Source organism: bacterium (assembly GCA_016699595.1).
Taxonomy (GTDB): Bacteria; Patescibacteriota; Dojkabacteria.
This window is the reverse complement of record CP064982.1, coordinates 114,260-126,910: the sequence shown is the minus strand read 5'-3', so window position 1 is coordinate 126,910 and position 12,651 is coordinate 114,260. Positions and strand designations below refer to the sequence as shown.

Here is a 12,651-nt window from a genome sequence, read left to right as displayed (position 1 = left end):
AATCAGTTTAGTGGATGAAACCTTTTGTGAGTTTCTTCGGCAAATCTATCAGAAGCATGAACATATCTCGTGGTAGTAGCTAGACTTTCATGACCAAGAAGTATTTGAACAGCAGCAGAGTTTGCGCCTTGCTCGATAAGGTATGTAGCAAATCCGTGTCTTAATGAATGGGCAGATGTTGGAACAATTATCCCTAGTAGCTTTCTATACTCTACAATCTTTTTCTGAAGATAATCAACGGTTAATCTATAGTTTCTAGTTGCATCAACAGGTTTACTCCTATTTCTATATTGAATGAATAATGCAGGCAGTTTATCATCTCTTAGCTTTAGGTACTCTTGCAAGTGCAACTTAGCACGATCAGTCAGATAAACAAACCTTTGTTTCTTACCTTTTCCAAGTATATATATCCTTGAAACTCCAACATTAGCATCTTCTTTACCTAGCGTAACTTGCTCTCGGTTCAATCGCATTAATTCTGATATACGCATACCTGTAGAAAAGAGTAATTCTAACATAGCTCGATTCCTAAGCTTAATCTCTTCAATTTTTTCAAATTGATTTGGCGCTTCAATCAATTTTATCAATTCATCAAATTCGGCAACTTGAGACTCTTTTTTCTCTTTTTTCAACAGTTTGACGGCATCAGATGATAATGGTGAATTGTAGTCAAATTCTTCAAGAAACTTCAAATATGATCTAAGTGCCGAAAGCATACGATTAATTGATTGAGTAGATAATTGATCCACTATGCCCCCGTTTTGGTGATAATTATTGTCATTATTCTCATTTATATAAAAGGAAGATTCTTCCGAGCCTCTAAAATCGTTTTTAAGCCCTTCAGTACTTTCTAGTTGATTATTTATACCTCTTTGAATTGTTCTTTTTCTAGTATTACTATCTTGATTAAATTCAAGTTCCAAATTTCTTACGTTTTCTAGTAAATTGATATGTTCCTCAGTTTTCAGTACTGCTTTATATTCCGTTATATTTATCTTCTTTAAATTCAAAAAGTCTAGTGCTTTATAAATTAAAAATGATTCAAAATAGCATAAATCTCGCAGATAACTCTTGGTAGTCTTGACAGAGTAATTTGATGATTTAAGATGAATTATAAATTCTTTTTTATAAGGTAACTTTGTACTCATTATTAGTTATTAGTTTAACCATCCAATAAGATATGTATATTATATAGTTTTTTGTACCAAGTTTCCGAAAAAATAATTATAAAAGAGAGAAAAGCATAAGTTTTGTGAAATTGGCTAATAATAGAAGTTTACAAGGATCTAAAAATTATTCACGCACAGTACAAGCATAACGATTAATATCTCTTACTTATAGATTTTTGTAAGCATGTAAACTTATCCACAAAACTGTCAACCTGCTCTATTTTGACCCTTTTCGCTTCGTATAAGAGTGATTATACGGAGTTACTCTGGTTAGTGCAAGTGTATCGTATTTGCATCTTGCACATCTCCCCTGTTAGAAGTTATCGAAATTTAGATAAATATTAAAGCTAGAGATTTGATAATTATTTTATTGCAGTTACCACATGTTGATATCTACATAATTAACAATGAATATCTATTTATATACATTTTAACAATTAGATATACCACCTATTCTACTCTATTTTAAAAGTACAAAACATAGAGAGTCTTTTTTTTGAAAACATTAATTGAATATTTTATATATTCCCCAGTCAATATTTATCACAACTACAATCAAAATAAGAGCAAAAGAACCTATGTATTCAATTAAGTTTTTCAGCCTGTACTTGCTATTTTCATCATATACAATGCTTATCAATATATAGTACAAGATCGTCAATAGAAGTGAAAGTATTTGTGGAGAGAGTTGAAATAACATTACACCCAAAGAGGTATTTATAATTGCAAATGCTATCAAAAGTAATAACTGAGATCTTTTTGTACTATTGATTTTGTGTAGAAAGCTTAATGATTGATAACAAAGAAGCAAAACTATAATCGCAAAAGCAAACAATCTATAGTATAAGTTGAGATTTACAGAAAACAAACTTACAACAATGAAGTACAGAGTTAATATTGAATATATATAGTTTACACTTTTCGCTGCTCTAGCAAGAGGTATATCTTGCTTCAAAGCAATAGCAAGTATGTTTGTATTCAACAACAAACTATATATACCAAAAACTTTGAAACCTATCAAAAAAACACTCAAAACTCCTCCGCGAATCGAATTAACGACTAAGTCATCATTGACAAATATAATTCTACTAAAATAAGAAAGTGAAAGCGTAAACAAAAAAGGTAGAATAATCAATACAAACAAATCTTTGAGTCTAATATTATGCAACACTTGAACGATCCAGTAAATCGATATAATTACTATACTCGACTCAATTATAGATATGCGCAGATACCCATAATTACCTAGAAATCCATAGAATGTCAATATATCTAAGACAAAAATAGTCAATATGGTAAGATATATCTTAAAACGAGTATTTACTTTCAGTATGCTTACAGACATTCGGAATTATAACATATCAAGATTTCACTATAGACCTTTCAAAACTCCCTACCTTTGTTAACATTGGTAAACCAACTATTGCTATTAAAGCCAAACCTACAAACAAATATATCATCCATTCATTACCTCCAAACGAATCAAGAATGCCTGTTGAAGGAAGAGCTGATGATACTGATGGAGAACTAGTACGAATCGCTCCGATACTACTAATACTTGAGGTAGCAGACATACTAGATGATAAAGATGATGATCTCGATGATGATAAAGACGAGTTAGACGATGATAAACTACTACTTCTCGTGCTTCTTCTGGGTTCTGCCGAAGTCGCCGGATTTGATGATAAACTGCTAGTTGCAATTGCACTTTCATTTAACTGAAATGTATATGCTTTCACACTTGAAGTTGAAATGCCTATCCATGTAGTTGATGTTATACCAAATGTTGAAGAATCAAGTACAGATATTTCAGTTATCCCTTTCTGAGTACTTAATGCTCGCAACTTCAGTCTTGCAAATGTGCCTGTGCCATTGAACCCACTTTGATTACTTAGGCTAACACCACTTTGAATTTCTAATGTATTTCCATCTACAATTCTTGACTGGAATATGCTTGTTCCAAAATCTGGAATACTACCTACTAAGCCCTCAATACTTACCTTCGTTGGATCGAACCTTAGATATACTTTTGCTCCTTGTACATTCTGATTTACAGTACTTATAGCTATATTCACATAAGTATCATCGTAATTAGTTATATTTGCTGGTGCTGGTGTAAGATTAACAATTATAGGAGTAGCAGCAGAAGCATTTCCCAGATTATATACATACGCTCTTATACTTTGATTTGAAAATCCAGTATTATTGCCGCCAATTTCCAAACTGGACTGATCAGTGATAGATAACGAAGCTGTACCTGAAGTTTGTCCAGTTAATGCTTTCACTTTTATCCTAGCTACTATACCAGTACCTGTATATCCTCTACCTGTAATCCCTCCTTGTTCATTTTTTTCTGCCAAACCTGCCTGTATTTCGAAAGTATCATTTCCTGCACTTTGAGAAACAAAAGCCACTGGAATTTCACCCTGCGAAATTTGTAAAGAGACTTTAGCTGGATCATACTTCAAGAATACTGACGCTGCAGTAACCTCCGTTCCACCTGTATTTATATACAAATCAATATTTGTATCTTGTGTAGCCGAAATATTTCCAGTACTAGGTGTCAGGTATACACTTACATTACTTGCACTTGATTTAGAGGGAGCAAGAGATGGTAATACAAGCACGACAAATAATACAACCAATGTCAATACCCCTACTGCAAGAAATATTAACAAGGTCAGTAACCTCTTATCTAGTTTAATGTTGGAACCGAGCAGTTTTGACATAAATTCAAAGTTTACTTATAAATTAATTTTTAATAATTAGTTAAGGTCTAAATTCTGTTTCTAATACTGTCACATCACAGCTTTTTGTAACAGCATATTGGTACAAAGCATTTCTAAACATTACAAAATCTACTATATCAACTTTTCGATCTGAGTTGAAATCTGCTATTGAATCTCGAATGCCAGCTTTTATTGGATAATTTGCAAATTCGTTCAAGAATAATGTAAAGTCGCCAAGTATGGTTACCTTATTATCTCTATTTAAATCATATTTTGTACATTGTACTTGTTGACTAGTAGTACCGTTTTGAGATCCAGATAAGCAACTTATCAGTTCCAAGGTTTGAGTCCATCCACATTGCCCATTTTGTTGAACCTCACATTTTGCAGTTCTATAGCATGCATATTCTTCTTTGTAGACACAAGTTGAATTTTGATTCGTATCACTACATATTTCACTATTACAACCAGATACAATACACTTAGATGCGCTTGTTGTAGGTGTTGTAGTTACAGGAGATGGTGTAGTCGTTACATTTACAGTAGGTTCCAACATCGCCTCAGTGATACCAGGACAACCATTATTTAACTGTTTGAAATCTCCTCCTTGATTTTGTGTTAAATTATTCTCCTTTGAATCCTGCTCTATCTTAGAATTTCCACCATCGCAAACTAGTCCGTACTTATCTTTGTAGCTTACAGTATTATTATTTCCACGAATCTCAGTTTGATTTAATTTCAATTTACTATTATCCCCAATATTTATACCCCGTCCATTCCCTGTGATTTCAAGACTTAGCAAATTTGCAATGGAATTGTTCCATAATGCAACTCCATTTCTAACATTGTTGTTTGAGTAGCTATCAGTTAGATTCAATTTACTATTATCCACTGCGATAAATCCACTTCCTTGATTTCCTGATGAATTCAAGTTTCTACCGTTTAATGTTGAACTTCCAGACAACGCAAAGCCATGACTTGTATAATTTTTCACTGCCACATTATCAATCTTGACTGTTACACCGTCTTTCACATAAATGCCTCTAGTTCCAAGTGTGTCCGTTTGACTTCTTGCACCTTCCAAAAAAACAGCGACCTCGTTGTTTCTCATCGCTCCCATTATATTTACATTTTTAGTTACATAGTAAGCAACCTTGACTACTTGCCCGACTTCTTGGACATTGGTTGTTGTTGTATTTTCGTATACACCAGCTTTGATATTTATCGCTCCACCTGCTTTGACATTGTTCAATGCATCTTGAATACCACTAGCTCCAACATATCCCGATGTACAATCCCTAGATGAACCTTCAGTAGGACAAACTGTGATTGTTGATAATTCTGGTTGCTCAGTATTATTTGTACCAAATGTCCCTGTTGCAGATGTTGCAGGTGTAGTATTTGTAATAAGAGCAAGTCTAATAGTGAGAGAAGCATATATAGAGTCTACATTAGTTGCTCGACCTCCTAGAAAAGAGATGTTTGAACAATTGTTACCTGATGCCGTAGTCTCCGGAGTTCTATAGTCATTATCATAAACCCAACTACATCCATCGCCGAAAGTTGTCCTAAAATTCCAAGTAGCTTCTTCAGTTGTACTGCTTTGCGTCCTAAACAATAACTGTGGATTTTTGCCATCGTTATAACACTGATCTGGTCTAACCCTCAAGTTTGTATTGCTACTATCTCCTGACATACTTACAGAAGTGAAAGAGAAATCTACATGTCTAGTACCTTCACATTGTACTTCTTGAGAATATGCTGTATCTTTCATTCTTTTACCATCTGAACCTACCAATACAACATGAAGTCCGTTTGTGTATGTAGCCCTCCCAGTCAAAGTTTCCAGTGTAGTCCCCGGACATCCTCCATTTGTACTCACATAGTTCCCACCACCATTCTCAGAAATTGTATTGCCTATTGACTCAGGTGTGATTCTAGCTGAAGAATTACTACACAATATACCATTTATCGTATTCGCTTGTATCTTTGTATTTTTTAAAGTTAAAGTGAGTTTAGCTCCGTCACTTAGTATTATGCCAGAATCTAAGTTAGCAAGAATCTCACTATCTTCTATTTTTAATTCAGAAGAGGTTGCTATCCATACCCCTACTCTTCTATTACCAATTGATTTCACATTGCGAAGCATCATTTTTGATTGTTGCCCAGCAAAAAAGCCATGTCCAGTCGAGAACAGTGTGCCCTGAAGGCTATTATTTTCAGATACTGATTCAGTGACTACCATACTCGATGTATCCCAAGAGGAAATGCCTGAATGTGCATTCTCTTTGGATATTGAGTTTGTTATTGTCATACTTGATGTATCTCGAGAGAGAATACCATGAGAGGTGAATTTTGCAACAGTCAAATTTTTTATCTCTACTTTACTCACTCCTACACTCACTATACCTCTCACCCCATCTGTTACATTGTTTGATGGATCACTCCCATCAAGCACTACTCCTTCTCTTGATTCCCCTTGGACTGTCAAATCTTTGTCTCTTATCAAGTAAGCTACTTTTCTCGTTCCAGTTGTATCTTGAAATTGAACATCAGTAGCTTCAGTATTTTTGTACACTCCATTCTTTACTTTGATCGTTCCTCCATTTTGTATGTCATTTATCGCCTTTCTCAATCCATTCCCTCCGACATATCCAGCTGTACAGTCAGCAGAGCTAGATACTGTAGGGCACACTGTGATTGTTTGGATAGTTCCTAAACTTGCTGTTTGCCAAACAGGTGACTGACAAAGTGTAGTTCCATCACATTTCACGCCTTGACCAGAAGAATTCTCCTTAGGATCACTCCATGTATTACCACTTCTCACATCGGTACACCTCCACTTCGTTTGATCATTAGTATCTTTGCTGTCCCCCTTGACATAAGTTTGTATATCTATACAGCTACTCGCTGGCGAAGGTTGAGCTGGACATACTGTATTGTCGCACTTCTTTGTCTGATTTAGTCGTTGCACAATAGAGCCACTGACTACAGTTACTTTCGAACATTCGCCTTGACTATTGGTTACAGGAAAATTTTCACAATAAGGAGCCGCCTGCACCCACCAACCATCTTTGTCTTTGACGACATTATAGTTACCAGCATTAGACTCGTCTAGATTTATGTCCCTTTTTGATAAAGTCAAAGAAATGGTTATTATTAGGAAAAACATAACTAGTCCTAATAAAAAAAACATGACTAATTTGCCGTTTCTTTTATTCGCGAAGTTTGAAAAAGTGATATTTGTGTTCATAGTATTTACACTAGATTAGATTACACTTGAAAATGTACTATTTAATAAATACTCTATGATAAGAAATTTTCAAATTCATTGCAAGCAAATTGTATGTAAAAATATGTGAAATTTGTTACTACCAAAGATTGAAAATAAGCAGGTATTTATTTTCGGACAATCAGTAGCATATCGGAAGTCGTCAAACCGTTAAGTGATTGTTTTCGAATCTCAAGATCAGGTAAAATATTGCTTATCAAGGTGATTGTAGATTGGTAATTCTCAACATCTTCTACATAAAGTACATTTCTTTCAAAACTATAGTCAAAGTTCCCTATTTTGCTTACAAAGACTCCTGAATTTGCAAGTAAACCTGCATAATACTGTGCCAAACCTCCTTTATCAGAAGAATTCACTATCTCAACTCTTGCTTGTTCTTTTGAGATATCATCGCTTAAAAATCTATTGTCTAGATCTGATTGTATAGATAGGTTTGCATCGATAGTTGAGAACAAATTGTACCCAACAATTCTTTGAGCTTCGTAGAACTCTTCAACGCTTAGATTCGTTTGCATATCGCTATTGAAAGCTTGAATATAGTTAACAATGTTTGTCATATTTTTGAATTTCCTGTCCAATATATGCCAAAATTCTTTAGGTGATAGATCCATAAGTTCGCTACTTTGATAGCTACTAGGTTCAATAACTATAATCCTGTCAATATACAAAGATAACTTTTCTCTAATCAAGTTTTCAAATTCATATAAACTTTTAGCTGCAAAAAGGTCTGGATTACTTGAGTCTAATGCATCTGTAAAATTGAGAGTCACGATACTTTGCTCTTTTGGATCAAACTTTGAGATAAAAAACTTTGTTGCAATCCTTGAGTCATCGGATTGTTCGAATATTATCACTGCAACACGAAACGAGTTTCCTGGGATAATTTGATTGCGTGTAGTAAATGGATTGCTTAACTCAAGTTTGGATACAATATTTTTAGAAGAAAACTGGTTGAATAAAACTATCACAGCAAGAAAAAGAATGATTACAAAAGTTAGTATCTTCAAGCTAACTTTTTGACTTTGCGAAAGATTTCTTAAGCTAATTGTTAGTTCTCTAAATTTGCCTAATATAAAGAAATCTGGTTTTTTCAAAGAAAAGTGGCCTACTGGAAATCGTTCACGCTTCATATCCTGCTTTTTGTACTTGGAGTAATTTCTCAACATCACAAGCGAGAACCAAATTATAAAAAAATATCAAATTCACTTGGTATCTTTGTTTCAAAATTTTGATTTTTACCGTCAACCTGAATTGACAGTTTCCAACTATGAAGCATAAGCCTAGCAAACTTTTCTCCAGAATAGTCCAGATCACCTATGATGGGGAAATCTATAGCTTTCAGATGTGCTCTTATTTGGTGAGTCCTACCTGTGACAGGAAAGACTGACAATGTAATATATGCCGGATTCTCGTTGTAATGACGGAATTGAGTAAGGGAAAACCTTCTGTCAGCAGTTTTCAAATTCAACTTGTCCCTATTGACAGTTTTGATTTTGCCAACTTTTGTTTCAAACAAATATTGTATCTTTCTATTCCTTTTGTTCCGACCTATCATCCCTTCAATTTGAAATCCATCTTCTGCCACAGTACCATACTTTGAATCAAGAGCTGGATTCAATTTACTAGAAACTACACAAAGGTATGTCTTACTGACCTCCCTATTTTCAAACTGTTTTGCGTAAACTTCTCTAGATTTTGGAGTTTTTGCTACTAAAACTATCCCTGAAGTCTCCTTGTCTATCCTGTTCACCATAACGGGCTGTGAATCTTCTTTTAGATAATGTTTTACTGCATTTAACAAAGTGCCGGATTCCTGTCCTGCTCCAGGATGGACAACTACACCTTCTTCTTTGTTGATAACGAGCAAATCATCATTTTCGAATATAATTTCAAATGGAATGTTTTCTGATAGAATCGTATCCCCTACTTTATCTCGAAATTCAATTTCTACTTTGTCATTATGAATTATTCTCTTGAGTCGAGAATCTGACACTATATCATTTACAGCAACCATTCCAGATTTGATAAGTTTGGACATATACGATCTTGAATATTCAGGATAGGTTATCAGAAGATAATGCTCCAAAGTCATATTGTGATATTCTTTTTTGACTGTCGTTATATTGTTCATTGAAAATTACTTTTTTTATCATTCACTTCTTTCTTATTTGACCTCAAAAACTTCAAGTCTCCAGCTTTTGTATATAGAGAAGTAAACAAATGCCTTTCTAACAAGTTATTTCTCTTCTTTTGACTTACTGCTGCTTCCACTGTGGAATCATTTGCTGTTGAATTGTTTAATTTTCTTTGCATGAATCTTTCAAATTTAACTTTCTTTGCAACTTCAACCAATTTATCTTCATCGGCTGTTTCCCTAAGTGAGTTTCGAATATCCTTGTCAAATTGGACTTTTTCTTTTCTAGCAAACCAACCTATCCAAAGAGCAACTATAACTATAAGAAAAAAGACTATATAATCCATATCTGAAAGTGATTCCAAGAAGAATCCTTTGCCGAGTTTACGATAAATCAAAACTGTAAGAGTGCTTACAAATATGAAAACAGGCAATATCAAAATCCTAACCGAAGCAAAATATGAATAATCAACTACTTTACTTTTTTTATAATTTTTTCGTTTGTACAAAACTATAAGAATGAAAGATATGAAGAAACCTGAAACATTGATACCAGAATATATATCAAAAAAATTCCACGGAAGAACTTTCAAAGACCATTCAGTTGCAATTTGATATGTATAAAGATCTTCTATATATATCCTTGGAATTACATTCCAGGGGAGGTTAGATACTTCTGTAAAATTGAAAACAAAAAAAATGATACGAGACAGGATTAAACCTAAAATTAAGACTTTAAATAATTTATCATAGTACTTTATATACTCTATATTCAAACGCTTTGCATCACGAAAGATCAGATATAGAGATAGGAGCAAGGAAAGTATAAGTATCAACCAATTGGATACCAATATATTTTTTATTACAATAATTATACTGTCAATTTCCATAGGCTATATCATATCAAAGGATGTATGAATTGACAATATATAAATTAGTAGCAACCTATCAAGAATATGCAACTTAAAGTTATTTATAAACCGAAGAAATAGTAATTAAGCTCTATTCAAAACTAACAAAATTTTTCAGTCTTTGCCAGAGCGAAAGTTTCTGTGTTGCTGCATCTTTGACCTCGTCAATGTCAGCTCCTAGTTTATCTTTTTTTAATTCCCCATCCTTTGTCTCAACTTCACTCTGTTCTCTTGGTAGCTCTGTACCTACTATATCTTGGTTTGATGTCTCTACATCCAAAACTTCTTCTGGACTTTCTGAACCCTGTTTTTCAGAATCATTTAAACTCTCTGCAGTATGAGCATCTGCAGGTAATGTATCAGAAGATACTTCTACATCAATTGCATCATCTTCATCTGCAATTCTTTGCTCTACAATATCGATCTTAGCTTCCAAAGAACTTTCATTTATACTCTCATTAAGTTTTTTGACTTGTTCAGCTATCTCTTCGACATCATTTTTTAGTTCCTGTACTTCGTTACTTTCAGCTTCAAGTTTCTTTAGTTCTTCAGCATTGGCTAGTTCAGAATTCTCTTTCTCAGCAGTATCTTGCTTAAGTTGTAATTCCTCTTTTTCCCTGTCCTTCTTGATATCTTTTTGTTCTACAGGATCAGGCATTGGCAAAGCTTTGTCAAGTCTACCATATGAATAAAGATCAAACTTGGCGTAGTTTGCGTGAACGATCTCCCATTCTTTTATTGTCAATTCAGGTCGCATAATTGCATACAAGAGCAAAAAAGCAAAACCTATTCCGGGAATTCCACAAAGCATTGTTATAACTAAAGCAGTATACCAATGTACATACCTCCTTCTTGCATCAAGAAAAACCCATATCGTCATAACCAACCATATAAAAATTAGTATACCAAGACAGTATTTCGCAACTAAGTTGAAATCCAAAGTTTGAATTTTGTCAATTGTAGTCAACACTAGGTTTGCTGAAGATGTACTAAAAGATGTCAATGAACTTGTAGTAGAAGTTGTAACTGCAGGTACTATATCCTGGCTTATGGTTGTTTGAGCTAATAATGGCATTTCATAAAAATCGCAGTGGTTGAATAAAAATAGTTAATCAAATATAACAGTAATCTGATACTTTCTAGTCTACTCTAGCTTGGTATGTAGCATCATCAGTTCGAATCTTCAATTTATCTCCATTTTTTATAAATAAAGGCACTTTCAATTTGAGTCCAGTTTCCAATTCTGCATCTTTCAAAGCGCCAGAAACTGTATCACCTGCAACTCCATTTTCAGTATAGACGACCTCAAGTTCAACAGATGCCGGTAACTCAAAACTCACAGGCTTTTGATCTAACCAAACAACTTGAACTATCAATCCCTCTTTCAGAAACGCTGCTTCAAAAGCATAATCTTCTAGCAAAAATTCAAATTGAGAGAAATCACTGCCATCCATAAAAAACAAGCTTTTTGCATCTTTATAGAGAAACTGTGCATTTCTCTTTGCTATGTCTGCTACTTCAAGTTTATCTCCGTCAGTATAAGTAAACTCCAATACCTGTCCTGTAACTACATTTTTTACTTTAACTCTTATAGTTGCATGACCCCTTCCTCTTTTGTTATGTTCATAACGCAAAACCTTAAATGACTCTTCATTTTGCTTAAAAACGGTGCCATTTCGGAGTTCTGTTGGATTTAAATAAACTGCCATATGAAAAAAATTTCGTAAATTTGTAGTAAATCAATTTGATATAATTATCAAACTCTGCAATGACTCTTTCGACCAATACAGCGAATTATATCAAGGAAATCAAAATTTACAAGCACTAAATATTCAAGTTTAACTATCAACAGCAAATGCTCTGATAATTATACAAATAACCGTGATGGACCTAGTGAAGATTAAATCTCAGAGGTTGTAACTATTACAATGTAATTGCGAATATGCAAGGCAATTGCAAAATAAATGTAATTTGAAAGTCTAAATTATCCAATTCCACCACTTTGCTCAGCATCAACAGCTATCTGTTGATTCTTCTTTGCAGCTTCTTTTTGTGCCATTTTTTGCTTTGCTACAACACCTGCTAGAGATTTCAATTGCACTTCCAACCCTTTCTTTTGAGCCTTCAATTGAGCAAGTTGACCTTGATATTGTTGCAACTGTTGTTGCATTTGCTGTATCTGCTTTTGGTAATTTTGTATAGCAGCCTTATATTGCTTTAATTGATCTTCTCTTTGTTCTTTTGCTTCCAGATGTTGCTTTAGAGCTTCCCTGTATTGTCTCAACTCTTCTTTCAACTGTTCCTTTTGTTGCTCAGGTATATCAGGATTGTAGAGTGCATTTTCAAGATTTGCTATTTGGGCTTTGAATCCAGCAATTTTGGCATCTATTTCGTTCAATGACTGCATCGTTTCCTT

10 protein-coding genes are annotated in these 12,651 nt (G+C 33.9%); all 10 read right to left on the bottom strand.

The annotated features are described in order from the left end of the window. Positions 1-2: 2 nt before the first annotated feature. Positions 3-1,148, bottom strand: coding sequence for a tyrosine-type recombinase/integrase (locus IPJ91_00720; GenBank protein ID QQR93664.1), 1,146 nt, complete (start codon positions 1,146-1,148; stop codon positions 3-5). A gap of 526 nt (positions 1,149-1,674) precedes the next feature. Further along, positions 1,675-2,340, bottom strand: coding sequence for a hypothetical protein (locus IPJ91_00715; GenBank protein ID QQR93663.1), 666 nt, complete (start codon positions 2,338-2,340; stop codon positions 1,675-1,677). A gap of 190 nt (positions 2,341-2,530) precedes the next feature. Continuing rightward, entirely contained in the window at positions 2,531-3,898 is a 1,368-nt protein-coding gene (locus IPJ91_00710; GenBank protein QQR93662.1) for a hypothetical protein, read from the bottom strand. A gap of 40 nt (positions 3,899-3,938) precedes the next feature. Next, a complete protein-coding gene (locus IPJ91_00705; protein ID QQR93661.1) occupies positions 3,939-7,151 on the bottom strand; it encodes a right-handed parallel beta-helix repeat-containing protein in 3,213 nt (1,070 codons plus the stop codon). Between the two features lie 146 nt (positions 7,152-7,297). Beyond that, the gene (locus IPJ91_00700) at positions 7,298-8,320 is read right to left on the bottom strand and encodes a hypothetical protein (GenBank protein ID QQR93660.1); all 1,023 of its coding nucleotides are present in this window, start codon (positions 8,318-8,320) and stop codon (positions 7,298-7,300) included. A 53-nt stretch (positions 8,321-8,373) separates the two neighbouring features. Continuing rightward, the gene (locus IPJ91_00695) at positions 8,374-9,321 is read right to left on the bottom strand and encodes an RluA family pseudouridine synthase (protein ID QQR93659.1); all 948 of its coding nucleotides are present in this window, start codon (positions 9,319-9,321) and stop codon (positions 8,374-8,376) included. Beyond that, positions 9,318-10,214, bottom strand: a complete 897-nt coding sequence (locus IPJ91_00690; GenBank protein ID QQR93658.1) for a hypothetical protein — start codon at positions 10,212-10,214, stop codon at positions 9,318-9,320. Before IPJ91_00690 ends, IPJ91_00695 begins: the two co-directional genes overlap by 4 nt. A gap of 112 nt (positions 10,215-10,326) precedes the next feature. Further along, on the bottom strand, positions 10,327-11,310 hold the full coding sequence (locus IPJ91_00685) for a hypothetical protein (protein ID QQR93657.1): 984 nt from the start codon (positions 11,308-11,310) through the stop codon (positions 10,327-10,329). 64 nt (positions 11,311-11,374) lie between these two features. Then, positions 11,375-11,944 (bottom strand): elongation factor P, encoded by a 570-nt coding sequence (efp, locus tag IPJ91_00680; GenBank protein ID QQR93656.1) that lies wholly within the window; start codon positions 11,942-11,944, stop codon positions 11,375-11,377. 275 nt (positions 11,945-12,219) lie between these two features. Then, positions 12,220-12,642, bottom strand: a complete 423-nt coding sequence (locus tag IPJ91_00675) for a hypothetical protein (GenBank protein QQR93655.1) — start codon at positions 12,640-12,642, stop codon at positions 12,220-12,222. Positions 12,643-12,651: the final 9 nt, after the last annotated feature.